The sequence below is a fragment of the Rhodococcus sp. Q1 genome (genome assembly GCF_004153645.1).
Lineage (GTDB): Bacteria > Actinomycetota > Actinomycetes > Mycobacteriales > Mycobacteriaceae > Rhodococcus > Rhodococcus gordoniae.
In genome coordinates, this window is record NZ_SDMJ01000005.1 from 103,115 (window position 1) to 127,808 (window position 24,694).

The 24,694-nt window shown below is 68.8% G+C and carries 25 protein-coding genes; 3 read left to right on the forward strand and 22 right to left on the reverse strand.

The annotated features are described in order from the left end of the window. Positions 1-36: 36 nt before the first annotated feature. A complete protein-coding gene (gene hemL / locus EQ874_RS16175; RefSeq protein ID WP_129977383.1) occupies positions 37-1,362 on the reverse strand; it encodes a glutamate-1-semialdehyde 2,1-aminomutase in 1,326 nt (441 codons plus the stop codon). A gap of 126 nt (positions 1,363-1,488) precedes the next feature. Between hemL and EQ874_RS16180 the strand changes: the two genes are divergently transcribed. After that, the gene (locus EQ874_RS16180) at positions 1,489-3,435 is read left to right on the forward strand and encodes an acyl-CoA dehydrogenase (protein WP_129977384.1); all 1,947 of its coding nucleotides are present in this window, start codon (positions 1,489-1,491) and stop codon (positions 3,433-3,435) included. On the opposite strand, the gene EQ874_RS16185 is transcribed toward EQ874_RS16180, so the two are convergent. From EQ874_RS16185 to EQ874_RS16220, 8 genes are all read right to left on the reverse strand, one after another. Further along, positions 3,417-3,914: a hypothetical protein gene (locus tag EQ874_RS16185; RefSeq protein WP_016932642.1), complete on the reverse strand. Its 498-nt coding sequence runs from the start codon at positions 3,912-3,914 to the stop codon at positions 3,417-3,419. The two genes, EQ874_RS16180 and EQ874_RS16185, sit on opposite strands and share 19 nt — an antisense overlap. 209 nt (positions 3,915-4,123) lie before the next feature. Then, on the reverse strand, positions 4,124-4,657 hold the full coding sequence (locus EQ874_RS16190) for a hypothetical protein (RefSeq protein ID WP_016932644.1): 534 nt from the start codon (positions 4,655-4,657) through the stop codon (positions 4,124-4,126). Beyond that, positions 4,654-5,631 carry a porphobilinogen synthase gene (gene hemB / locus EQ874_RS16195; RefSeq protein ID WP_064062771.1) on the reverse strand — a complete coding sequence of 326 codons (978 nt, stop codon included), beginning with the start codon at positions 5,629-5,631 and terminating at the stop codon, positions 4,654-4,656. The genes EQ874_RS16190 and hemB overlap by 4 nt, the downstream gene beginning before the upstream one ends. A gap of 79 nt (positions 5,632-5,710) precedes the next feature. Further along, positions 5,711-7,276, reverse strand: a complete 1,566-nt coding sequence (locus tag EQ874_RS16200; RefSeq protein WP_064062606.1) for a bifunctional uroporphyrinogen-III C-methyltransferase/uroporphyrinogen-III synthase — start codon at positions 7,274-7,276, stop codon at positions 5,711-5,713. Positions 7,277-7,339: 63 nt separating this feature from the next. Beyond that, positions 7,340-8,350: a hydroxymethylbilane synthase gene (gene hemC, locus EQ874_RS16205; RefSeq protein ID WP_016934688.1), complete on the reverse strand. Its 1,011-nt coding sequence runs from the start codon at positions 8,348-8,350 to the stop codon at positions 7,340-7,342. Beyond that, positions 8,347-9,768 (reverse strand): glutamyl-tRNA reductase, encoded by a 1,422-nt coding sequence (locus EQ874_RS16210; protein WP_129977385.1) that lies wholly within the window; start codon positions 9,766-9,768, stop codon positions 8,347-8,349. The genes hemC and EQ874_RS16210 overlap by 4 nt, the downstream gene beginning before the upstream one ends. After that, the gene (locus EQ874_RS16215) at positions 9,765-10,634 is read right to left on the reverse strand and encodes a redox-sensing transcriptional repressor Rex (RefSeq protein ID WP_084421384.1); all 870 of its coding nucleotides are present in this window, start codon (positions 10,632-10,634) and stop codon (positions 9,765-9,767) included. The genes EQ874_RS16210 and EQ874_RS16215 overlap by 4 nt, the downstream gene beginning before the upstream one ends. 159 nt (positions 10,635-10,793) lie before the next feature. Continuing rightward, entirely contained in the window at positions 10,794-11,084 is a 291-nt protein-coding gene (locus tag EQ874_RS16220; protein WP_016935629.1) for a glutaredoxin family protein, read from the reverse strand. 209 nt (positions 11,085-11,293) lie between these two features. Between EQ874_RS16220 and EQ874_RS16225 the strand changes: the two genes are divergently transcribed. After that, positions 11,294-12,250, forward strand: coding sequence for an HAD-IB family hydrolase (locus tag EQ874_RS16225; protein ID WP_064062608.1), 957 nt, complete (start codon positions 11,294-11,296; stop codon positions 12,248-12,250). A 17-nt stretch (positions 12,251-12,267) separates the two neighbouring features. On the opposite strand, the gene EQ874_RS16230 is transcribed toward EQ874_RS16225, so the two are convergent. The 10 genes from EQ874_RS16230 to EQ874_RS16275 form a co-directional block, all read right to left on the reverse strand. After that, entirely contained in the window at positions 12,268-13,251 is a 984-nt protein-coding gene (locus EQ874_RS16230) for a lysophospholipid acyltransferase family protein (protein ID WP_129977386.1), read from the reverse strand. Beyond that, the gene (locus EQ874_RS16235) at positions 13,248-14,279 is read right to left on the reverse strand and encodes an NAD-dependent epimerase/dehydratase family protein (protein WP_129977580.1); all 1,032 of its coding nucleotides are present in this window, start codon (positions 14,277-14,279) and stop codon (positions 13,248-13,250) included. The genes EQ874_RS16230 and EQ874_RS16235 overlap by 4 nt, the downstream gene beginning before the upstream one ends. 224 nt (positions 14,280-14,503) lie before the next feature. After that, the gene (locus EQ874_RS16240) at positions 14,504-14,605 is read right to left on the reverse strand and encodes an AURKAIP1/COX24 domain-containing protein (protein WP_003402602.1); all 102 of its coding nucleotides are present in this window, start codon (positions 14,603-14,605) and stop codon (positions 14,504-14,506) included. A 249-nt stretch (positions 14,606-14,854) separates the two neighbouring features. After that, the gene (locus EQ874_RS16245; protein ID WP_006552345.1) at positions 14,855-15,091 is read right to left on the reverse strand and encodes a helix-turn-helix domain-containing protein; all 237 of its coding nucleotides are present in this window, start codon (positions 15,089-15,091) and stop codon (positions 14,855-14,857) included. Positions 15,092-15,258: 167 nt separating this feature from the next. Then, positions 15,259-16,119 carry a pyrroline-5-carboxylate reductase gene (gene proC, locus EQ874_RS16250; RefSeq protein WP_016933934.1) on the reverse strand — a complete coding sequence of 287 codons (861 nt, stop codon included), beginning with the start codon at positions 16,117-16,119 and terminating at the stop codon, positions 15,259-15,261. Positions 16,120-16,221: 102 nt separating this feature from the next. Beyond that, positions 16,222-17,031 carry a thioesterase family protein gene (locus EQ874_RS16255; RefSeq protein WP_242496794.1) on the reverse strand — a complete coding sequence of 270 codons (810 nt, stop codon included), beginning with the start codon at positions 17,029-17,031 and terminating at the stop codon, positions 16,222-16,224. A gap of 44 nt (positions 17,032-17,075) precedes the next feature. Further along, positions 17,076-17,741: a MerR family transcriptional regulator gene (locus tag EQ874_RS16260; protein ID WP_129977387.1), complete on the reverse strand. Its 666-nt coding sequence runs from the start codon at positions 17,739-17,741 to the stop codon at positions 17,076-17,078. Between the two features lie 161 nt (positions 17,742-17,902). Beyond that, on the reverse strand, positions 17,903-18,856 hold the full coding sequence (locus EQ874_RS16265; RefSeq protein ID WP_129977388.1) for a sugar phosphate isomerase/epimerase: 954 nt from the start codon (positions 18,854-18,856) through the stop codon (positions 17,903-17,905). Between the two features lie 4 nt (positions 18,857-18,860). Then, on the reverse strand, positions 18,861-19,994 hold the full coding sequence (locus EQ874_RS16270; RefSeq protein ID WP_129977389.1) for a hypothetical protein: 1,134 nt from the start codon (positions 19,992-19,994) through the stop codon (positions 18,861-18,863). Beyond that, on the reverse strand, positions 19,991-20,944 hold the full coding sequence (locus EQ874_RS16275) for a Ppx/GppA phosphatase family protein (RefSeq protein ID WP_081494135.1): 954 nt from the start codon (positions 20,942-20,944) through the stop codon (positions 19,991-19,993). The genes EQ874_RS16270 and EQ874_RS16275 overlap by 4 nt, the downstream gene beginning before the upstream one ends. 45 nt (positions 20,945-20,989) lie before the next feature. Here EQ874_RS16275 and EQ874_RS16280 point away from each other — a divergent pair, with 45 nt between their 5' ends. Further along, positions 20,990-21,808, forward strand: coding sequence for a hypothetical protein (locus EQ874_RS16280; RefSeq protein ID WP_064062614.1), 819 nt, complete (start codon positions 20,990-20,992; stop codon positions 21,806-21,808). Here EQ874_RS16280 and EQ874_RS16285 read toward each other — a convergent pair. The 3 genes from EQ874_RS16285 to EQ874_RS16295 all read right to left on the reverse strand — a co-directional run bounded on the left by EQ874_RS16285 (position 21,790) and on the right by EQ874_RS16295 (position 24,638). Further along, on the reverse strand, positions 21,790-22,479 hold the full coding sequence (locus tag EQ874_RS16285) for a response regulator transcription factor (protein WP_016933291.1): 690 nt from the start codon (positions 22,477-22,479) through the stop codon (positions 21,790-21,792). The two genes, EQ874_RS16280 and EQ874_RS16285, sit on opposite strands and share 19 nt — an antisense overlap. 61 nt (positions 22,480-22,540) lie before the next feature. Next, positions 22,541-23,713 (reverse strand): ATP-binding protein, encoded by a 1,173-nt coding sequence (locus EQ874_RS16290; protein ID WP_026003098.1) that lies wholly within the window; start codon positions 23,711-23,713, stop codon positions 22,541-22,543. Between the two features lie 178 nt (positions 23,714-23,891). Beyond that, a complete protein-coding gene (locus EQ874_RS16295) occupies positions 23,892-24,638 on the reverse strand; it encodes a phosphoglyceromutase (protein WP_016933293.1) in 747 nt (248 codons plus the stop codon). Positions 24,639-24,694: the final 56 nt, after the last annotated feature.

A 24,694-nucleotide genomic window follows, 5' to 3' on the forward strand; every position in this document is an offset into this window, starting at 1 on the left:
AGGGGCGGGAGTTCGTCGGCAGGGAACGCGGTGGGGTTACGGCGCGGTCGCCGCCGCAGCCGCGCGGGCGGCGTGCGGCAGGGCATCGGCGATCCGCGAGAACGCGTCGTCGTCGAGCGCGGACGAGACGAACCACGTCTCGAAGGCGCTCGGGGGCGCATAGACGCCACGCTGGAGCAGAGAGTGGAAGAAGGCCGGGAACCGCCAGGTCTGCGCAGCCTTGGCCTGGTCGTAGTTCGTCACCGGCTCATCGGTGAAGAAGACGCTCAGCAGAGTGCCGGCGTTCTGGATGCGGTGCGGCACACCTTCGGCGGCCAGAGCCTCGCCGAGCAGGCGACCGAGGGTCTCGGCGTTGCGGTCCAGTGCGGCGTAGACGTCGGCGTCGGCGGCCCGCAGGCTCGCGAGGCCGGCGGCGACGGCGACAGGATTACCGGAGAGGGTGCCGGCCTGGTAGACCGGGCCGCTCGGGGCGAGATGGGCCATCACGTCGGCGCGACCGCCGAAGGCCGCGGCAGGCAGACCACCGCTCATGACCTTGCCGAAGGTCATCAGGTCGCCGGAGACACCGTCGATGCCGTGCCAGCCGGTCGGGCTCGCGCGGAAGCCGGTCATCACCTCGTCCATGATCAGCAGCGCGCCGTGCTCGCGGGTGAGCTCGCGGAGGCCCTCGTTGAAGCCGGGCACCGGCGGAACCGTTCCCATGTTGCCGGCGGCAGCCTCGGTGATGACCGCCGCGATCTCGCCGGGGTTCGCTTCGAAGGCGTCGCGTACGGCGTCGAGGTCGTTGTAGGGGACGACGATGGTGTCACCGGCCTGGGCACCGGTGACCCCCGGTGAGGTGGGCAGACCGAAGGTCGCGAGACCGGAACCGGCGTCGGCGAGCAGGGCGTCGACGTGACCGTGATAACAGCCGGCGAACTTCACGATCTTCGATCGTCCGGTGAATCCGCGCGCGAGGCGGACCGCACTCATGGTCGCCTCGGTGCCGGAATTGACGAGCCGGACCTGCTCGACGGGCGCGATGCGAGCGACGATCTCCTCGGCGAGTTCGACCTCACCTTCGGTGGGTGCACCGAACGACAGACCGGCGACGGCGGTGGACCGGACCGCCTCGACGACGGCGGGATGAGCGTGCCCGAGAATCATCGGACCCCAGGAACACACCAGGTCGACATAGGTATTGCCGTCGACGTCGGTGAGCAGCGGACCCGATCCCGACGCGAAGAAGGGGGGATTGCCGCCGACCGATCCGAACGCGCGGACCGGAGAGTTGACGCCCCCCGGTGTCACCTTCGATGCCCGGTGGAAGAGTGCGGCGGATCGAGTGTCGTGGGTGGACGAAGCATCGGGGGTCGCAGTCACGACTTCCAGTGTCCGTAGTTTCGCGAGATTTGCCAAAAACACGGGTGATCAAACCTGATGTGTTTTTTCTCCCGTACCAGGAAAAAGGGACACCGTGAGTGACATGCCGCACCTATCGTCTGAGGCATGCCGACCACAGCCGAACATCTGCGCATTGCTCTCGACGGTGCGTGGCACGAAGCCCGCGAACGCGCACGCACGGATCTCGCGCACGAGAAGTTCGCACCGCACTACACCCCCGAGACCGACAAGGCCCGCGCCATCGCACTCGAGCAGATGCGCCTCCTGGCCGAGCACGGGTACGCCGCGGCAGGCTTCTCCGTCGAATCCGGCGGCATGGGCGACGCGGGCAGTGCGGTGGCCTCCATCGAGATGCTCGCGATGTCCGACCTGTCGCTGATGGTCAAGGCCGGCGTGCAGTGGGGGCTGTTCGGCGGTGCCATCGAGAACCTCGGCACCGAGCGGCACCACGAGAAGTACGTCAGACGACTCATCGATCTCGACGTCCTCGGCTGCTTCGCGATGACCGAGACCGGCCACGGCAGCGACGTCCAGTCGCTCGAGACCACGGCGACCTACGATCCGGACACCCAGGAGTTCGTGATCCACTCCCCCACCCCGTCGTCCCGCAAGGATTACATCGGTGGCGCAGCGCAGCACGCCCGGTTCGCGGCCGTCTTCGCCCAGCTCGTCACGCAGGGTGAGACGCACGGTGTGCACTGTTTCGTCGTCCCGATCCGCGACGAGGACGGCCACGACCTGCCGGGTGTGACGACCTCCGACTGCGGATACAAGGGCGGTCTGCCGGGTGTCGACAACGGCCGCATCGTCTTCGATCGGGTGCGCGTCCCGCGGGAGAACCTGCTCGACAAGTACGCGGACGTCGAACCGGACGGGACGTACGTCTCCGATATCGACAACCCGAGCCGGCGGTTCTTCACGATGCTCGGCACCCTCGTCCGCGGCCGGATCACCGTCGGCGGGTCGGCGGGGGCTGCCGCGCGGGTCGCGCTGTCCATCGCCACCCGCTACGCCGAGAAGCGTCGTCAGTTCGACGCCCCGGGGCGCGAGGACGAGGTTCCGATCATGGACTATCTCGTCCACCAGCGGCGCTTGCTCCCCCTGATCGCCCGCTCGTACGCGCTCGGTTTCGCGCAGAACGAGCTGCTCACGACGATGCACCGGTTGCAGTCGACGTCCTTGCAGGAACTCGACGCGCAGGAGCAGCGCGAACTCGAGGGCCGCGCGGCCGGTCTCAAGGTCGCCAACACCTGGCACGCGTCGCGGGCGATCCAGGAGTGCCGCGAGGCCTGCGGTGGTGCCGGGTACATGGCCGAGAACCGGCTCACGGCGCTGCGCGCGGATGTGGACGTGTTCACCACCTTCGAGGGCGACAACCACGTCCTGACCCAGCTGGTCGCGAAGGAACTGCTCACGGCCTACGCCGACGAGGTGCAGGGCATGAGCCCGGTGGAGTGGATGCGGTTCGCCGCCACCACGATCTCCGACATCGTCAAGAAGCGCACGGCGGCGCAGCAGATCATCCAGACGATCGTCGACACCCGCCAGGACAACGAGGAGGACGGCAGCCTCTTCGACCGTGGCACGCAGGTGACGATGTTCGAGGACCGTGAGCAGTACCTGCTGTCCACCGCCGCCCGGCGTCTGCAGGGCGCGATGAAGCGCGAGGACAATCCGTTCGACGCTTTCAACTTCGTACAGGACCACGTGCTGCACGCCGCCCGCGCGCACATCGACCGGGTCGTGCTCGAGGCGTTCGTCGCCGCGATCGAGGACTGCACGGACGAGACCGCCCGCGACCTGCTGTCGGAACTGTGCGATCTCTACGCGCTGACGATCATCGACGAGGACAAGGCGTGGTTCATGGAACACCGACTGCTGTCGGTCGAACGGGCCAAGGCGGTCACGCGCGGGATCAACGAGCGGTGCCGCAGCCTGCGCCCGCACGCGCTGACGCTCGTGGAGGGTCTGGGTGTGCCCGAGTACCTGCTCGGCTCGGCCATGCTCGAACGTGAGGGAGCGGTCGTTCCGCCTCAGGACGTCTCGGTCTGACCGGGATCGCCGACGAGCTCGCCGAGCCGAGCTCGAAGCTCGTCGGCGTCCTTCGCCCACGCTCGCACGAACGTCCCTCCGGTCAGGCGCAGTCCGACGGCCTTGCGTCCGCGTGGCACGTCGGACAGTTCGCCGAGGCTACGGGCGGTTTCCCATCGTTTCGGTTCCCCGCGGTCGGCGGGCGGCGGCAGCACCGCCTCGATCTCGGCGACCGGCAGTTCCTCGGTGCCCTGCCGCAGGGCCGTGGACGTGAGTTCGACGCTGACGTGCCGGCGGGCCGCCACGACCATGACGTAGGAGAAACCGGCGAGCACGATCGCGAGGATCGGCAACGCGGCCCAGTGCACGACCGGGCCGGTGAGCAGTTCGACGACGAGGGCCACCATGCAGAAGACCGGGCCGATGGCGACGGTGCGCCATCGCGCGCCGGGTTCGTGGAACAGCGGCTCGGCTGCCTCGGACGGGGACGGACCGGTCAAGCGGCGAACGCGCCGGGGATCACGAGCAGCACCGTGGTCACCAGGCCGAGGACGGCGATGAGAGCGATCAACACCAATTCGCGACGGCGCCCATAGGGCCGCGGTTCCAGCTGCATGACGTCCTTTTCGCTCGACGGGAAGGGCCTTCGGACCCACATGGTGAGCCCACCGTACTCTTCCGCCGCGCGCGACGAAACCGAGTGGTACGTCTATTCTTCCGGCAGCCGCAGGAAGAATCGGTTGGCGTCGCGCCGGTGCATCAGCACGATCGCTCCGACGGTCGCGACGGCTTGCAGAATGCCCACCACACCGAGTATCCAGCCCGCGCCACCCTCTCCGACGCCCACACCGAACACGGTGGGCAGGGTCGACAGCGACATGAACACACCGAGCAGGGTCAGTAGCATCCGGGCCCAGTTCTTGGCCTTCAGCAGCTGCCGGACCACCAGGTACAGCAGTCCGACGATCACCAGCCCGATGCCCGCGGTCAGCACGACCAGCACCGGGATTGCCGACTCCAGTTGCTCCGTCGTGATGCCCTCGACGGCCTGATCGGCGGCCATCGTGGACATGAGATCGAGCAGTTCGTCGCGTCGGCTCAGGAGATCGGCGAGACTTGCCGCCAAACTCACGACGGCGAGAGCGAGTACCCCACACCACAATTGGTAGGCGGTGGTGACGTCTCCGGGGACGGGACGGTTCGCCGCGGGACCGGGCCCGACGGGCGGAGCGGGAAAACTCATGACAGGCGACCCGCGACCTCGGCGGCCCAGTAGGTGAGGACGATGTCGGCGCCGGCACGCCGGATCCCCACCAGCGATTCGAGGATCGCGGCGTCGCGGTCGATCCAGCCCTTCTGCGCGGCCGCGCTGATCATCGAGTACTCCCCGGAGATCTGATAGGCGGCCACCGGGACGGGCGAACGGTCGGCGACCTCGCGCAGCACGTCGAGATACGACATCGCCGGCTTGACCATCACCATGTCGGCGCCCTCGGCGAGATCGAGATCCACCTCGTGCATCGACTCCCGGCGGTTCGCCGGATCCTGCTGGTAGGTGCGGCGGTCGCCTTCGAGGGACGAGCCGACGGCGTCGCGGAAGGGGCCGTAGAACGCCGAGGCGTACTTCGCGGAGTAGGCGAGCTGCCCGACTTCGGTGTGTCCGGCCTCGTCGAGAGCGGACCGGAGGAAACCGATCTGCCCGTCCATCATTCCGCTCGGCCCCAGCAGGTGGGCTCCGGCCTCGGCCTGCGCGACGGCCATCTCGGCGTAGCGCTCGAGCGTCGCGTCGTTGTCGACGACACCGGAACCTGTGAGCACGCCGCAGTGACCGTGGTCGGTGAACTCGTCGAGGCAGGTGTCGGCCATGATCACCGTGGAGTCGCCGAGTTCGCTGCGCAACGAACGCAGTGCGCGGTTGAGCACACCGTCGGGATCGCTCGCCGCGGAGCCGCGGGCGTCCTTGTCCTCGGGCCGGGGCACACCGAAGAGCATCAGTCCGCCGACACCGGCGGCCACGGCCTCGGTCGCGGCCTTGCGCAGCGAATCGGCGGTGTGCTGGTACACCCCGGGCATCGACACGATCTCGCGCGGTTCGTCGAGGCCGTCGGCCACGAACATCGGGAGCACGAGATGGCGGGGTTCGAGGGAGGTCTCTGCCACCAGCCGTCGGATGGCAGGGGTGCTGCGCAGCCGGCGGGGACGGATGTCGGGGAACATGGGGAGAACACCTTCCATACGGGTCGTGCGCGGTTCCGGTAGCGGTGACTACCGGAACCGCGCACGAGTCATCGGAACATCAGCGGCGGGCGCGGGACTTCTTCCGCGGCGGGGGCAATGCGCCCTCGGCACGGAGCCGGGCAGCGTGCTCGGCGAGCGCGTCGACCAGCGGACCGATCTGCGCGGTCTCGGGCTGCACGTCCACCCGCAGGCCGAACTCGATCGCGGTCTCGGCCGTCTTCGGGCCGATGCACGCGACGATCGTGCGGGCGTGCGGCTTGCCGGCGATACCCACGAGATTGCGGACGGTCGACGACGACGTGAAGCACACCGCGTCGAAACCACCGGTCTTGATCATCTCGCGGGTCGCGGCCGGCGGCGGAGCGGCACGCACGGTGCGGTAGGCGGTGACGTCGTCGATCTCCCAGCCCCGTTCGCGCAGGCCTTCGGCGAGGGTCTCGGTGGCGATGTCGGCGCGCGGCAACAGCACCCGGTTGACCGGGTCGAAGACGTCGTCGTACGGGGCGAACTCGGCGAGCAGGCCCAGGCTGGACTGTTCGCCGCTGGGCACGAGTTCGGGGATGATGCCGAACGAGCGCACCTTCGCGGCCGTGGCCTCACCGACACACGCGATCTTGACGCCGGAGAACGCCCGCGCGTCGAGACCGAACGCCTCGAACTTCTCCCACACCGCACGCACGGCGTTGGTGGAGGTGAACACCACCCACTGGTAGCGGCCGTCGACCAGACCCTTGACCGCACGTTCCATCTGGGCGGGGCTGCGCGGCGGCTCGACCGCGATCGTCGGCACCTCCATGGGGATCGCGCCGTGCGTGACGAGTCGTTCGCTCATCTCGCCGGCCTGATCCTTGGTGCGGGGCACGAGGACGGTCCAGCCGTACAGGGCGCGCGACTCCCACCACGACATCTTGTTGCGGTGCGAGACGACCTTGCCCACGGTGACGACGAGCGGCCCGACGAGTTCGGAGCCCGCGTCGTTCAGGGTCGCGAGCGTGGCCTCGACGGTGCGCTGCTGACGGGTGGTTCCACGCACGGTGATCGCTGCGGGGGTCTGCGGCGCGAGACCGTGCTCGACCAGCGCGCTGGCGGTCTCGGCGAGGTGACCGGAGGTCGCGTGGAGGACGAGGGGTCCGGGGGCTGCGGCGAGCGCGGCCCAGTCGACCTCTCCGCGCACGTCGACCTCGGTGTGGCACGAGCCGAGTGCCATGCCGGCGTAGCTCGGCACCGACGATCCGGCGGGCAGACCGGGGAGGACCTCGAAGACCACCTGGGTGCGGGCGACGGCGTTGACCTCGGCGATCACCGAGTCGGTCGTGAGGGGATCACCGGCGACGAGGCGCACCACGTCGTGTCCGGTCTTCGCCTCCGCGACGAGCGTCTTGGCCACCTCGGAGGGCTCGCCGAGTGCGGGACGGACCTCGGCGACGGGTTCACCGGTCTCCGGGTCGGCACCGTGGTCGGAACCGACGAGGGCAACGACACCCTTGTCGACATCGGGGTCGGTGAAGGCGATCGTGGCGCCCGCCAGCACGTCACGCGCGCGCACGGTGAGCAGCGCAGGATCGCCCGGCCCCGATCCCACGAACAGGATGCGCCCGGGGTTGTGCTTACGGACTCGGCTCATCGGTCATTCTCCAGTGCGGTCAAATCAGTGATAAGGGCAAATCGGGTGACGGTCACGGCTGGGTCAATCATCGGCAGGTCTCGTCTCGGGAACGATCCCGTGCTCGACCATGAGTTCGCGCGCACCGAGATCGAGCAGTTCGCGCGCGATACGACGGCCGAGTTCCTCGGCCGTCTCCGGCGCCCCCACCGCGCTCGCTCGCAGCACATCCGATCCGTCCAGGGCGGCGGCACACCCGCGCACCGACAACTCCTCGATCACGCGGCCGTCGTCGTCGAGGGATTCGACGACCTCGGCGATCGCCCCGACCGGTGCGGTGCATCCGGCTTCGAGTTCGGCGAGCAGCGACCGCTCGGCGACGACCGCGGCGCGGCTCGGGGCGTGGTCGAGACCCGCGAGCAGTTCGATCATCTCGGGATCGTCCGACCGGCACTCGACGGCGAGCGCACCCTGCGACGGCGCCGGCAGCATCTGCACCGGTTCGAGGGACTCGGTGACGCGGTCGAGGCGCCCGATGCGCGACAGTCCGGCGCGCGCGATGACGATCGCGTCGAGTTCTCCGGAGTCGACCTTGCCGATGCGGGTGTCGATGTTGCCGCGCAGCGGTTCGATCTGCAGTCCCAGTCCGAGCGCGGCGAGCTGTGCCCGCCGGCGCGGTGCCGAGGTGCCGACCTTCGAACCGGGCGGAAGTTCGCCGAGGACGAGTCCGTCGCGGGCGACGAGCGCGTCGCGCGGATCCTCCCGTTCGGGGACGGCCGCGATGACGAGGCGCGGGTCCTGGAAGGTGGGCAGGTCCTTGTAGGAGTGCACGGCGACGTCCACCTCACCGGCGAGCAGTGCCTCGCGCAGCTCGGCGGTGAACACGCCGACACCGATGCGCTGCACGGGGCCGGGGGTGACATCGCCCTTGGTGGTGATGATGACGAGCTCTGCCGGGCGACCGGCGGCGATGAGTGCGTCGCGCACGGTGCCGGCCTGGGTCGTGGCGAGCACGCTGCCACGGGTACCGATCCGCAGTGGGCGGTCCTGCCGAGCAACGTCGTCGCGGGAAACCGATGCGGCTTCGGTGCTCATGCGGTGCCGTCCTTTCGTGAGACCTGGAGTTCGGTGGTGACAGCGGGGTCCAGTGCGGCGGACAGATCCACCGCGAGGGTCGGATCGGTCAGCGAGCCCAGGTCCTTGGTGGGGGTCGCGACCGCCTCGGCCGAACCCGGCCTCAGCTCGAACAGCTCCCGCAGGGCCTCGGCGTACTGGTCGCCTCCCGGCGTCGACGCGAGCTGCTTGACGCGCACCGTCGGCGCGTGGAGGAGCTTGTCGACGACCCGACGCACCGTGCGGGCGACCTCACCGCGCTGGCCGTCGTCGAGATCGGGCAGTCGCGATTCGAGGCGCATCAGCTCGGCCTCGACCACTTCGGCGGCACGCTGACGCAGTGCCGTCACCGTGGGGGTGACCTCCGCGAGGCGCTGCGCGGTGAGGTACTGCGACAACTCGGCGGCGACGATCGTGCGGGCGGCGTCCGCGTCGTTCGCCGCGGCGCCGGCCGACGGGTCGCGCTGCAGCGACTCCATGTCGAAGACCTGCACGCCGGGAAGACCCGCGACGGCGGGATCGACGTCGCGCGGCAGGCCGAGATCGCAGATCGCGAGGGGGCGTTCGCCGCGCCCGGGCTGTGCGAGCGCACGGTGCGCGTCGGCGAGAGTGACGACGGCGCCCACGGCCCCGGTGCAGGTGACGGCGACATCGGCGCGGCTCAGTGCGGCCGCGAGGTCGTCGAACGCGACGACCTCGGCCTCGACACCGGCGGCCCGCGCGGTCTCGGCGAGTCGCTCGGCGCGATCGCGGGTGCGGTTGGCGACGACGATCGAGCCGATCTCCGCCCGGACGAGGTGTGCGACGGCGAGACCGCCCATGGCACCGGCCCCGATCACTGCGGCGGTGCGGCCCCGGAGGTCGCCGCCGAGGAAGTTCGCGGCCTTGTCGAGCGCAACGGAGACGACGGAGGCACCGGCGGCGTCGATGCCGGTCTCCGAGTGCACCCGCTTGCCGACACGCAGCGCCTGCTGGGCGAGTTCGTGCAGTGTGCGGCCTGCGGCCTGCTGGGCGTCGGCGGCGGCGTAGGCCGTGCGGATCTGCCCGAGGATCTGCTGTTCCCCCACGACCATCGAGTCGAGACCGCTCGCGACGGAGAAGAGGTGTTCGGCCGCCGCCTCGCTGTATCGGACGTAGGCGTGCTTGTGCAGTTCGGTGACGGGAAGACCCGAGTGCTCGGCGAGCAGATCGCTGACCGCGGCCAGCGCACCGTGGAAGGCGTCGACCACCGCGTAGATCTCCACCCTGTTGCAGGTGGAGACGATCATCGCTTCGGAGATCTTGTCCGACGCCAGCATCTTGTCGGTGAGCTTGGGACGGTCGGTGTCCGTGACCGCAACCTTCTCGAGCACCGGGACCGGTGCGCTCCTATGCGATATCCCGACGAGGAGAACACTCACGGTGCGATCACCGATCCGTTTCTGGTCGCGGCCGATCCCATCGGACCCGCCTTTCCTGTTGTGGTACGCCGTGCAGAGCTTCGGGTGGAGACCCGCGGGATGCCGGCGGGGCGGACGTCGCCGGCTGCCGGACGGACGTCGGCGCTCGCGGAACGGGCGGTCTCGTCGTTGCGCGTGCTGTTGAAGGACAGGACCTGCATCTCGACGGACAGGTCGACGCGGCGGATCTCGACATGCTCGGGCACCTCGAGTTCGACGGGCGCGAAGCTCAGGATGCTGCGCACCCCTGCGAGCACGAGCAGGTCGCACACCTGCTGCGCGGCGTCGTCGGGGGTGGCGACGACACCGATGGTCGCGCCGAGTTCGCGGGCGCCGCTCTCGAGATCGTCGACGGGCCGGACGACGAGGTCGCCCACACGGGTGCCCACCACGGCGGGATCGGAATCGAAGAGTCCGGCCATGGTGAAACCGCGGCGGTCGAAACCGGGATACCGGGCGAGCGCCCGTCCGAGATTGCCCACTCCCACGAGTACGACGCGGTGACCCCGGTCGAGCCCGAGGGCGGCTTCGATGCGGGACTGCAGGCGCAGGACGTCGTAGCCGACGCCGCGCACTCCGTTGGGCCCGAGGAAGGACAGATCCTTGCGCAGCTTGGCGGAACCGACCCCGGCCGCGGCCGCGAGTTCCTCACTGGAGACGATGAGCGTGCCCGCTTCCGCGAACGCACCGAGGACCCGGAGATAGGTCGCGAGACGCGTCACAGTAGCCTGGGGGATATCGCGGACCGGAGGGGTGGAAGTGGCACCCTCGCCGGACTCGGCGGTGCCGCGAGCGTCCTCGCCCTGCGGTGGGTGCAACTGCGTCACGGTACGTGGCTCCTCGTCCGGCCGGTGGATACACGCCTGGCCTCACGGTGATCCGGGAATTCGTTCACACCACGGTAACCGCTTGTGAAGCCATGCACAAAGTTGCTCGAAGCACCCCGAATGTGCTTCCCACCTGCTGTACGACGAGGGCCTGTCGCGTCAGCGAGCGAGATCGGCACGCAAGCGCGGCTCGTCGACCTCCCAGTAACTGTGTTCGCGTCCGTCGAGCAGGACGACGGGCAGGCGGTCCCCGAATTCGGCTCGCAGATCGGGATCGGTTGCGGCAGCAAGATCCACGTCGATGCAGGTGACCTCGACGCCGAGCTCCTCGGCGAGCGCCTCCAACTGTTCGCGTGCCGGCCCGCACGCGCCGCATCCGGCACGGACGAGAAGTGTCAGATGATGACGGCGCGCGGAACCGTCCGTTGCCGAAGACGAATGCTCACTCATACCTCCACTGTGCGGCACGGCCCGTCGAGATGAACGTCACACCCGGTCACGGGGGCGACGGCCTCCCCGTGACGAACGGCATCGCGGGCTAGGCTTGGCGCGGGTCGCCCGCGGACGCGCCGGGCACGACCCCGCCCGTTTCGACAGCCCCGCCCGTCACGACACCGGAGGTGCGAGTGCCAGGACGTTCGTTCCCCTACAGCTGGGGCATGGGTGAGACGTGGGCGCGCATCATCCGTCCCGGACGCCGGCTCTTCTCCCGCAAGTTCGGACCCAGCGAGGAAGAGGTCCGCGCCAATCTCGCAGGTGAGGCGAGCGCCGACGCCGCCCTCGCCCTGCAGGAATCCCGCGTCGAACCCGAGCCCTCGCCCGACACCACGCCCGTTCCGCGCGATCTGACCGCGGCGGCCTTCTTCGACGTCGACAACACGATGGTGCAGGGTGCGTCGATCATCCACTTCGCCCGCGGCCTCGTGGCACGGAACTATTTCGACAAGTCCGACCTGTTCGAGTTCGCCTGGCAGCAGGTCAAGTTCCGCCTGACCGGCAAGGAGAACATGAACGACGTCGCGTCCGGTCGCGACAAGGCCCTGTCGTTCGTGCAGGGCCGCTCCACCGAGGAGCTGCGCCGGCTCGGCGCGGAGATCTACGACGAGATCATCGCCGACAAGATCTGGCCGGGCACCCGCGCTCTCGCGCAGATGCACCTCGACGCCGGGCAGCAGGTATGGCTCGTGACCGCGACGCCGGTCGAACTGGCCGACGTCATCGCCGAACGCCTCGGCCTCACCGGTGCGCTGGGGACCGTCGCCGAGTCGGAGAACGGGGTGTTCACGGGCCGTCTGGTCGGCGACATCCTGCACGGTCTCGGCAAGGCGCACGCGGTACGCGCCCTCGCGATCCGTGAGGGTCTCAATCTCAAGCGGTGCACGGCATACTCCGACAGCCACAACGACGTGCCGATGCTGTCGGTGGCGGGCACGGCCGTCGCGATCAACCCCGATCCGGATCTGCGGCAGGTCGCCCGTACGCGCGGGTGGGAGATCCGCGATTTCCGGACGGCGCGCAAGGCCGCGAAGGTCGGGGTGCCGACGGCGCTCGGCCTCGGGGCCGCAGGTGGTGCGGTCGCGGTCCTCGTGGGCCGCCGCCGCGATCGAGCGGCATAGGCCGGAGGCGGCGGCACTCAGCCGAGGAAGACGTTGCGGCGACGCGTGAGCAGCTTGTAGAGGGTCTGCTGGATCGTCTCACGTACGTGGTCGGTGACCTCGAACAACACCATCGGATCTTCCGCCGCCGCGTCGTCGTACACGTCGGTGACGATCGGTGTGCCGAACTCGATGTACCACTTGGAGGGCAGCGGCACGATCCCCAGCGGTCCGAGCGCCGGGAACTGCGGGGTGATCGGGAAGTAGGGCAGGCCGAGCAGGCGGGCGAGCGAGGTGAGGTCGGCGAGATTCGGGTAGATCTCCTCCGAGCCGACGATCGAGCACGGCACGATGGGTGCCTGGGTGCGCAGTGCCGCCGACACGAAACCACCGCGTCCGAACCGCTGCAGTTTGTAGCGTTCCTTGAACGGTTTGCCGAGCCCTTTGTAGCCCTCGGGGAAGACCGCGACCACCTGGTCCTGGGCGAGCAGGCGTTCGGCGTCGGGATGGCACGCGAGGGTGTGGCCCGCCTTGCGGGCGACCGTCCCGACCACGGGCAGACCGAAGGCGAGGTCGGCGGCGAGCATCCGCAGCGGACGGTCGGCGTGGTCGTGCACGGCGACGGAGGTCATCAGCGCATCGACGGGGAGCGTGCCGGCGTGGTTGGCGACGACGAGCGCGCGGCCTTCGGCGGGGATGTTCTCGATGCCGCGGACCTCGACGCGGAACCACTTGTCGAACAGCGGGCGCAACACCGGCAGGACGACGTTGTCGGTGAAGTGCGGGTCGAAGCCGAAGTCGTCGACCTCGTAGTCGCCGGTCATGCGGCGGCGGACGAACTCGGCGGTAGCGGTGACCTGCTGTGCGAGGGTTCCGCGCAGGTCGTCGAGGAACTGATCGGTGCGGCTCCTCCGTTCGGGGGTGGACGGTGGCCCCATCGACGGATGGGGTGTGCGTGCGACCCGTTCGCCGGGACGGCGGTTGCCGGCGTGCAACGGGATGACCTTCGCGACCTCCGTCATCGCGTCTCCCTCGTCTCTCCGAGCACGGAGAGCGCCATCGACTCGGCCTTGTCCACCCATTCGGTCTTCACGAGGCGGGGGAGGGCGAGGCCCCGGGCGAAATCGTCGAGCGCTTCTCTCGTGGTCCAGCGTGGCTCGAATCCGAACTCGTCGCACATGCGCGTGGTGTCGAGTCCGCATCCGAAATGGAAATAGTCGAGTTCTTCCTTGGTGAACGAGTTCATCACGGAACCCATGAGTGCGTGCCCCACGGTACGGAACAGTGCGTAGGGCATCGGCACGATGACGCCCCCGGCCCGGCGCACGGCCTGGGTCATCATGACGATGCCCTCACCGGCGATGTTGTACGTCCCGGGTGGCCCGGCGACGACCGCGTGTTCGAGCGCACCGAGCGCGTCCTCCTCGTGGAGCAACTGGAGGCGCGCGTCGCGGCCGAGCACGTTCGGGACCAGCGAGGAGGTGAGATAACTCGATACCGAGCCGGGCAGCCGGTTCCCGACGGTGGGTGCGAGCCGGAGGATGGTGGTCGCGATGTCGCTGCGCCGCCGGGCGACTCCGCGCAGATACCCCTCGACCTCCAGCATGTCGCGGGCGAAGGCACCGGTGGGCCGGCGGCGGGCACTCATCTCCTCGGTGAACTTCGCGGGATCCTTGGCGCTCGAGCCGTAGACGACGGACGAGGACCGCAGCACGATCCTGCGCACCGACGGCGCCTTCTGGCACACCGCGAACAACTGCATCGCGCCGAGGACGTTCATGTCCTTCATCGCGGTGCGGCTGCCCGACTTCGGGGCCTTGGTGACGGCGGACGCGTGGACGACGGTGTCGACGTCCATGTTGCGGATGATCTTGCCGATGAGCGGATTGCGGATGTCGGCGAGCACGAACTCGGCCCGGCCCATGCGTCGGAGCATGTCCTTCGACGGTGACTGCGTGTCGACGCCGATCACCCGCTCGATATCCGGATTCTGGGCAAGCCTGGTGACGAGGAAACCACCCAGGAACCGACTTGCTCCGGTGACCAGCACGACTCGCGGACGTGCCGCCTCGTGCCCCTGCGAAACCACTCGTGAACCCCCTGCTGCACCACACGCGTCATCGGTCACATTCGCCCCGGCGCGGTATGCCGTCCCACAATACGGCCACTTCGCTGCCGTCGCACGACAGGTCGGTGAATTTTCGGGTGCCGGGATGCGGAGACGAACGATGCCCGTCACCATGGATGGTGACGGGCATCGGACAGGCGCAATGCTTACTTGCCGAGTTTACGACGCTGCACTCGAGTGCGGCGGAGCAGCTTGCGGTGCTTCTTCTTCGACATGCGCTTACGGCGCTTCTTGATCACAGATCCCATGTGGGCATCCCTCACGTTCCTTGTAGCGTTCCTGCGCACGCCGGTGACGTACGCCTGATGTATGTCGACGCTGGGCCTCGTGGCGACGAGTAACAGCGCCTCACGACACCGGCTGGCCGGTACGACGTCAAGCAATCCTACCGGGGCGGCCCACCGGCGTGAAACCGAGGTCCGCCCCGGGACGCGACTTCCCTCGCGCACCGGATCCGTTCGCCGAACCGCCGTCCCCGACGACGCGCCGACCGTCCCTTATCCGACGTCGAAATACGACGTCTCCAGATAGTCGTGGACGGCCTTCGCGTGCACGCGGAACGACCGTCCCACCCGCACTGCGGGTAGTTCGCCGCTGTGCACCAGCCTGTACACGGTCATCTTCGACACCCTCATGAGAGCTGCCACTTCGGCAACCGTCAGGAACTGGGTACCGGCGAGAACCGACTGTCCGTCTTGAGGTTGACCCTTCGACGGCGTGTTTCCTGAAACCATTACACACCTCCGGCACGCCCGCGCCGCCGGCTTCCCCTCCGGCGGAACAGACACGCACGTGCTGATTCGAGCTTAGCGTGACAAATGGTTCGTGTGCGACGATGCAGCCGGGGAATTTCCGGCGAGCGAGCCGTTCGTCGTCACGCTACGCCTCACCTGGGCCTCTGTCAGGCGGTCCCGGAGAGCCCTTCCCGGGCCACGGGCGACACCTGATCGGATGCCGCTCCGAGTTGCGCGGAACGACGCTTTGCGGCGTCGAGCGCCTCGTAGAAGGCAGTGCGCACCCCTCCACGCTCGAGTTCGCGGATCGCTGCTGCGGTGGTTCCTCCCGGCGAGGTGACCGCCGCGCGCAGGTCGGCGGCGTTGTCTCCGGAACGCGCGAGCATGGCCGCCGAACCGGTCATCGTCTGCACCACCAGGTCGGTGGCGACCGCTCGGGTCAGACCGAGCGCGACACCGGCATCGATCATCGCCTCCGCGACGAGGAAGAAGTAGGCGGGACCGGATCCGGACACCGCGGTGACCGCATCGATCTGCGACTCCGGGACCACCGAGACCGTCCCCACGCTCGCGAGGATCTCGCGGACCGTGTCGAGATGCTGCTGCTTGACGTACCGGCCCGCGGACAGCACGCTCGCACCCTCCCCGACCAGCATCGGGGTGTTCGGCATCACGCGCACGACGGGGAATCCCGCCGGGAGCTTGGTCTCGTAGCGGACCGTCGGGATGCCGGCCGCGAGCGACACCAGGATCTGTTCGTCGTCGTTCCCGGCGTCGACCGCCGCGAGGGCGGTGACGACGGCGTCCACATCGTTGGGCTTGACGGCCACGACGACCACGTCGGCGCCTTCCGCGGCGTCGGCGGTGCTGTCGGTGACCCGGATCGAGTAGGTCCGTGACAGTTCGTCACGTCGTTCCTCGAACTTCTCGGCGACCACGAGATCCTTGGTCGCGAAACCGTTCTTCAGCAGACCCGAGACCAGCGCCTCGCCGATCCTGCCGCCACCGATCACTGCGATTCTCGTCATGGGGACAGACTGCCACGACGGCTCGTGCGGTCCACACCACGGTGACGGTCGTGCGGTCACACCGCACGACCCGCCTGCCGGGACCGACCTCGGTGGAGTGCGTCAGCGCGGCATCATGGCCAGCTGACGCGACTGCACGACGACCTGACCGGTCGAGTCGACGACGGTGTGGTCCTCCTCGAACCAGGTGTTGCCGAGGACGCTGCTCTCGGCGATGACGCGCAGCCATCCCGGAGCCGGCACCCGGCGCAGATATGCGGTGAGCTGCACCGTCGGCGCCCACCCGAATCGGCCGAGGTTCATCGCCACGGGAGCCGACACGTCGCCGCACATGAGCGCGAACAGTACCGAGGTGTCGACGTCGGCCTCGTCGCCCGGTGACGGCCGCGTCCACATCGACACGAGCGGTTCGCCCTGCTCTCCGTCGAGGAAGCGCGCGGTGGAGGCGTCGATCCGGAGCCGGGAGGTGGAGGCGAACTTCACGATCTGCCCCATGGGGTGCTCGGGGGTGACGAGCACCGACCCGTCCGGCGGGTCGGCGGGCATGGTGGTCGCGCGGTGCGGCACCGTGTGGAACGGCTGCTCGGTGTCCGGTGCGCCGAGGGTGACGCTCGCCCGCACCGCCACGCGACCGGCCTGGGACAGCTCGACGTCCACGACACCGATCTGTTTGCCCTGCTTGCGCAGGACGGTGGTGAGCTCGACGTCGCCGGGATCGGGCGCGGAGACGAACGAGGCGCTGACGGCGAGGGGCTGGGTGAGGGGGTCGACGCCGGCGTCGAGCACAGACCTGCGGGCCACGGACGCGCAGACCGCGAGCAAGCAGCCGCCGTGCACCTTGGGTCCGATGGTCCACACCGGAGCGATGTGGGCTTGCCATGCGGCGGTGCCGTCGGGGTGGCCGCCCGGCACCCGGGTGACCGAAGTCAGGTCGCGGAAGGGCTGGTCGGTGGGGGTCACTGCTGCTCCTGGTGGTCGTTCGGGGCCGGATCGTCGCCGGTCGTGGGGAGATCGCCGGACCCGAACATGTGGGCGGCGAGATGCTGGTGGGCCAGTCGGCGCATGGCGGTGAGCACCGGTTCGTACAGCGCGGTCCCGAGCACGGCCGCCTCCACGGTGATCTCCCGGGAGTCCGTCGGCAGCAGCTCGAGGTCGAGCTCGGCGATGGCGCGGACGTGTCGGCCGTAGGCATCGATCCGGCGATGTCCCATCCGCAGACCGGCCGTCTCGAGTGCCGCGAGCGCATGTTCGAGTTGTGCCACGGCCGCGAACCGCGGGTCGTAGATCTGGCCGAGGTGTTCGAGCAGCCGACGGGCCCGGGGGTAGTCGGGACCCGTCGAGCCCTCGACGTAGGGAGGCAGCGCGGCAATGGCGTGGCCGAGTTCGACGAACAGGTCGTCGCGGGGGTTGTCGACGAGCTCCACGACGGTCTTGATCTTCTCGAGTGGCAGGCCCTGGGCGGCGAGAGCCCGGACGAGACCGAGGCGGCGGACGTGCCGGTCGTCGTAGGTCGCCGAGGTAGCGCTCGTCGCCACCCCGGGCATGAGCAGCCCTTCCCGCAGGTAGTACTTCACCGTCGGCAGCGGCATGCCGCAGCGCTCGGCGAGTTCCGAGATACGCACGGATCACCTCCCGTCCTCGACACCGGATACTACAACTATCCAGTTACGTGGATCCTGGTGAGCAGGTGTGGAGAGGACTTCCGCGCCGGAGCGACTCGGCAGGATGTTCGTGGCGGTTCGGCGGTTCCGCTCGCCGGCATCCCTCACCGCGGGTGCTGATCTCAGGCGTCGCCGTGTTCGCCGCCGGAATCGGTGCGCTCCGATTCGGGTATGCGCGCGATGTCCGTGTGCCGGGGACTCTCGGGACCGGCCGTGAGCGCGCGCGTCGCCGAACGATCCAGATGCGTCCGCGCGAAGGCCAGCGACCGGGCCAGCATCCCGGCACGCTCGGCACGTGTGCGCGCGCTCTGGGTGCTGATCTCGAGCACGACGTGACCCCCGAAATCGCTCGCCGCGATTCGGCGGCAGACCTCCGCGCACGGCTGCGTGCCCGTTCCTGGGACGAGGTGCTCGTCGAGCGAGGACCCCCTGCCGTCGGCGAGGTGGAGGTGGGCCAGCCCCTCCCCCATCCGATCCGCCAGTGCGAGAGCGTCTGCTCCTGCCGTCGCGGTGTGCGACAGGTCGAGCGTGTAATGCGCGAAACCGGTGTCGGTCGGGTCGAGCGACGGGCTGTAGGCAGAGACCGCGCGGCCCGGACCGCGTCTGCGCAGACGTTCGGCGCCGCGATCACGACCACCGAAGACGACGTCGGCCCTCATGGGATACATGTTCTCGACCGCGACCGCCACGCGACTGTCGGCCTCCAGTGCCGCGACCTGATCGGAGAAGCCCTCCGCATAGCGGCGCTGCCACCGGAAGGGTGGATGGACCACCACGGTCTCCGCCCCGAGGATCTCTGCGACACGCACCGAACGGTCGAGCTTGGCGGCGGGATCCGCTCCCCACACGCGCTGCGAGATCAGCAGGCACGGCACGTGCACGGCGAGCACCGGCACCCCGTACTCGCGGACGAGACGCTCCACCGAGGTGGGATCCTGGCTCACCGGTTCCGCCCACACCATCAGCTCGACCCCGTCGAAGCCGAGGTCGGCCGCGAACCGGAACGCCGCTTCGGTGTTCTCCGGGTAGACCGAAGCGGTGGACAGCCCTACCCGGATTCCCTGCGCGGTCGGCATCGGCTCACCCGCCGGGAAGCAGGAACAGGAGCGGCCCGAAGGACACGAAGGCTCCCACGGCGAGTGCGATGAGCTGGCTCGTGATGTCGTCGGTGCGCCGCAGTACGCGCACGAGCGCGACCAGGCCGACGATCACCAGCAGGGCGAGCGCGAAGGCGACCCAGGGCATGAGATCCCACAGACGCTCGAAGCCCTTGAACAGCAACCCACCCGCGACGATCGCCGCGACGCTCTCAACGATCAGCAACGCCCACTGCTTGAGGCTGCTGCCTTGATCCGCGTCGCCGGAACTCTTCCGTGCCGAGTCGACGGCCGCGGCGGCCGACGATCCCGTGCCTCGGGACTTCCGCGAACGCGTCGCCGGCGATGTCTTCTCCGCAGGCGCATCGGAGGTCCCGGCCGCAGCACCGATGGTGTCGGTCGAGTCGTCGAGGTCGGAGCCGGTGCCCTGCAGGTCGCTCGCAGGACCGGACAGCAGTCGCGGTTCCGCGACATCGGCCTTGCGCGCCGATACCGCCGGCGCACTCGCCTTCTCGGACTTCTTGTCGGGGACCGCCTCACCGGGCTGCGCACCCGTTGCGGCAACCGCGCCGAGATGCGCCCGCGCGCGGCGCGGAAGCGCTTCGGGACGAATGATCTCGGTCGGCGACTCGACCTTCGGCGGAGCCGACACGGACGCCTTCGATACGGTCGCATTCGCCTCGGGAGAGGGCGGTGTCTCGGCCGGAGGTGTCGTCGATCCGGTCTTCACGGGAGGTGTCTTCGCGGAAGCCTTCACCGGAGGCGTCTTCGCGGGAGCCGTCTTCGATTCGGCAGCGACCCGCGGCGTCACGGTGGTCTTCTCGACATCGGACAGCGCGAAGGTCGCCGTCTTCGGCGTCTCGGCCGTGCGGTCCACCGGTGTCGCCGGTTCGCGGGTCTCCGTCTCGGCGGGAGCGACCGGATCCGTCTGCTCGGCAGTCTTGTCGTCGGCTGCACGCGTGATCGGGATCTCACCCGTCAATTCGGCGACCGAGATGCCGCCGCTCGCACCTCGTCGGCGTCGTCCCCCGGCCCGCGTTCCCACCTTCTGGCCGTTACGCGCCAACAGCTCGGCCACGGAGATCTGGCCCGTGTCGTTGCTGCGATTCTCGCTCATCCGGTTGCCACCACCAGTTCGCCACCCATATCCGTATCGAGCTTCCGAAGAATCAGGCCTTCGCGCAACGCCCAGGGGCAGATCTGCAGCGTTTCCACTCCGAGGGCACGCATACTCGCCTCCGCGACGAGGGCGCCGGCGACGAGCTGCTCGGATCGGTCGGAACTGACCCCTTCGAGTTCTGCCCGGTCGGCCGTGGTCATTCGCGAGATGAAGGCGATGAGCTGACGCAGTCCGCTCGCCGTCAGGGTCCGTTGTACCCGCAGGCCCGCCGACGAAGGAGCCGCGCCCGTCAGGCGCGCCAGGGTCCGGAAGGTCTTGGACGTGCCCACGCACAGATCCGGGTCGCCCGCGCTGCTCAGGATCTTCGCCGGTTCGGCGAGTTCCGCGTCGAGCCAGTCGCGCAGAGCCGATATCCGGCGCTTCCCGGGCGGGTCCTCACGGAACCAGTCGCGTGTGAGTCGCCCGGCACCGAGCTGGAGGGAGTAGGCGATCTCGGGATCTTCGTCGCCGCCGAACGTGAGCTCGAGCGAGCCACCCCCGATGTCGAGATCGAGGATGTTTCCGGCGCTCCAGCCGTACCAGCGACGCACCGCCAGGAATGTCAGCCGGGCCTCGTCCTCACCGGAGAGCACGTCCAGCGACACCCCGGCTTCCCGGCGCACGCGTTGGAGGACCGCCTCGGAGTTCCCGGCGTCGCGCACCGCGGACGTGGCGAACGCCATGAGTTCCCCGCATCCCGACGTGCGGGCGATGCTGGCGAACTCGGCGGTGGTCTCGACGAGCCGGTCGGCGCCCCTGGTGGTGATGTCTCCGTTGTCGTCCGTGTTCTCGGACAGCCGCAGGGTGGCCTTCGTCGAACTCATCGGCGTGGGGTGCCCACCACGATGGGCGTCCACCACCAACAGGTGGACGGTGTTGCTTCCGACGTCGAGTACCCCTAAGCGCACATCAACACGGTACTGGGTCTACCGTCGGGACCTGTGACAGCAGGTATGTCCCATGCCCCACACAAACTCGACCCGGCCCCCGAAGTCCCTCTCGACTTCCCTCGGGAATGGGTGGAGTTCATCGACCCCGACAACGACGAACACGTCATCGCCGCAGACATGACATGGTTGCTCTCGCGGTGGACCTGCGTGTTCGGCACCCCGGCGTGCCAAGGCATCATCGCCGACCGGCCCGACGACGGGTGCTGTTCGCACGGCGCATTCCTGTCCGACGACGACGACCGCACGAAGCTCGCGAAGGCAGTGAAACACCTCACGCCGGCCGATTGGCAGTTCATGGACAAGGGCCTGGGCAAGAAGGGCTATCTCGAAGAGGACGAGATCGACGACGAGCCCGCCCTGCGCACCCGCCGTTACAAGGGCGCGTGCATCTTCCTCAACCGCCCCGGATTCGAGGGCGGCCAGGGATGCGCCCTCCACACCATGGCGTTGCGACGCGGCATCGAACCGCTCGAGATGAAGCCCGACGTGTGCTGGCAGCTCCCGATCCGGCGCACCCAGGACTGGGTCGAACGGCCCGACGGCACCGAGGTGCTGCGCACCGTCATCACCGAGTACGACCGGCGCGGCTGGGGCGAGGGCGGTCACGACCTCGACTGGTACTGCTCCGGCTCACCCGACGCACACGTCGGCGAGCGTCCGGTCTGGCAGTCGTACGCCCCCGAACTCACCGAACTCCTCGGAGCGGCGGCCTACGACGAGCTCGCGCGCCTGTGCCGGCGACGCCAGGGACTCGGCCTCGTCGCGATCCATCCCGCGACGTCGGCAGCACAAGCGGGAGACGGTCAGGCCTCGAGCTTGTAACCGAGGCCGCGCACCGTCACGAGGTGGCGCGGCTTGGCCGGGTCCTGCTCGATCTTCGAGCGCAGTCGCTTGACGTGGACGTCGAGGGTCTTGGTGTCGCCGACGTAGTCGGCGCCCCAGACCCGGTCGATGAGCTGGCCTCGGGTGAGCACCCGTCCCGAATTGCGCAGGAGGTATTCGAGCAGGTCGAATTCCTTGAGCGGCAGGGCGATCGGTTCTCCATCGACGTGGACGACATGACGGTCGACGTCCATCCGCACCGGGCCGGCCTCGAGCAGTCCGTCGTCCGGCGCGGTCTCGCTCTCGGTGTCGGCCCCACGCCGCAGGACCGCCCTGATCCGTGCGATGAGCTCGCGGGCCGAGTACGGCTTGGTGACGTAGTCGTCGGCACCGAGTTCGAGCCCGACGACCTTGTCGATCTCGCTGTCGCGGGCCGTGACCATGATGACCGGAACACCCGAGCGGGTCCGTAGTTGTTTGCACACGTCGGTGCCGCTCATTCCGGGGAGCATCAGATCGAGCAGGACGATATCGGCGCCCTGCCGGTCGAACTCGGCGAGGGCCGAGGGACCGTCGCCTGCGATCGTCGTCTCGAACCCTTCCTTGCGCAGCAGGAAGGCGAGCGGATCCGCCAACGATTCCTCGTCCTCGACGATCAGCACACGCGTCACGAACTGGTCCTCCGTCTGTTTCTCGATATCCGTCCGCCCGGGAGCCCGGGTGGGGTCTGTGTCACGATCCGACCGCCTTCTCGGTGCGTTCGACGGTCTCGTCGTCGCTGTCCTCGACATGGGCGGGAACGAGCAGGGTGAAGGTGGAGCCGGTGCCCGGCTTGCTCCACAGGGTGATCTCGCCGTGGTGGTTCGCGGCCACGTGCTTGACGATGGCCAGCCCGAGGCCGGTGCCCCCGGTGGCCCGCGAGCGGGCCTTGTCGACGCGGAAGAAACGCTCGAAGACCCGTTCCTGGTCTTCCTTCGCGATACCGATCCCCCGGTCGGTGACGGCCATCGCGACCTTGCCGTCGCGCAGCGACCTGCTGATCGACACCGGTGAGCCCGCCGGCGAATAGGCGATGGCGTTCTCGATGAGATTGGTCAGGGCGCTGACGAGCAGTGTCCGGTCGCCGAGCACCTCGTACCCGCTCGGCCGGTCGGTGCTGATCGTGATGGAGGCGTTCTCGGCGGTCAGGTGTGTCCGCTCGAGGGCTTCGGTGACCACGGTGTCGACGTCCACGACTTCGAGGTCGGGCAGTTTCTCGGCGCCCTGCAGCCTGGACAGGGCGATCAGCTCGGTCACCATGTTGCCCAGGCGGGTCGCCTCGCGTTGCACCCGCTCGCCGAAGTGGCGGACGGTGTCGGGATCGTCGACCGATTCGAGCAGTGCCTCCGCGAGCAGCGCCATCGCCCCGACCGGCGTCTTGAGTTCGTGGCTGATGTTGGCGACGAAATCGCGGCGAGTCGCTTCCATCCGGACCTGTTCGGAGTCGTCGAAGGCGTAGAGCACGACGAAGCGCGGGTCGCGGTCGAGGAGTGGCCGCACCGTGCACCGCACGGCGAGGCGGTCCCGTCCGAGCGAGGATTTCGTACCGAGGTCGAGTTCGAGAGGCTTGCGGCTCTCCAGAACCCGGGTGGCCGCGATCCAGGCACGATCGTCGATGAGACGGTTGCGTACGAGTCCGAGTTCCTCGGCCCTCGGATTGAACAGGATGACGTCGTGGAACTTGTCGACCACGGCGATCCCGGTCGACGACCCGTGGACGACGGCGTCGAGCACGTCGAGCATCGTGAGGTCGGCGTCGTCGCTGCCGTGCGCCCGGCGCTGCGCCAGCCTCCCGACGGCGACGGTGACGATCCCGCCGAGGACCGCCGCGACCACGGCCAGCATGACGGCCTGCGTAACACTCACACTTGGAATCGTAATGACACCGGTACCCCGCCGGACACCGGGTAGCCGGCATTTCCCGCACGTCACACCGCATTTTTCGGTTGTTCGAGCGTTGTTCACCGATTGTTCGCCCGGCACGGACGCAACCGACCCCGTCGCCGGCCGGCGACGGGGTCGGTTGTCGGTCCTGTCGGAACCGTTACTTGGCGCCCTGGTTCGCGACCGCGGCCGCTCCGGCAGCCGCGGCCTCGGGATCGAGGTACGTTCCGCCCGGGTTCAGCGGACGCAGGTTCTCGTCGAGGTCGTAGCGCAGCGGGATGCCCGTCGGGATGTTCAGGCCGGCGATGTCGTCGTCGGAGATCCCGTCGAGGTGCTTGACGAGTGCGCGCAGCGAGTTGCCGTGTGCGGTGACGAGCACGGTCTTGCCCGCGAGCAGGTCCTGGGAGATCGTCGACTCCCAGTACGGGATCAGACGGGTGACGACGTCCTTCAGGCACTCCGTGAGGGGAACCTCGTCGACGTCGGCGTAGCGCGGGTCGGCGTCCTGGCTGTACTTCGAACCCGGCTCGATCGGCGGCGGCGGGGTGTCGTAGCTGCGACGCCACAGCATGAACTGCTCCTCGCCGAACTCGTCCTTGATCTCGGACTTGTTCTTGCCCTGGAGCGCACCGTAGTGGCGCTCGTTGAGACGCCAGTCGCGGATGACGGGGATCCAGTGCCGGTCGGCGGCGTCGAGCGCGAAGTTGGCGGTGCTGATCGCGCGGCGCAGCAGGGAGGTGTAGGAGACGTCGGGAAGCACGTTGTGCTCGGCGAGGAGGGCACCGGCCCGCTTGCCCTCGGCGATCCCCTTGTCGGTCAGATGAACGTCCACCCAGCCGGTGAACAGGTTCATCGCATTCCATTCGCTCTCGCCGTGGCGGAGCAGAACAAGTGTTCCGATACTCATGGCCCAATCCTGACACGCGCGGATGGCGATTTCGCCACGGGCGCCCCCGATCGTCG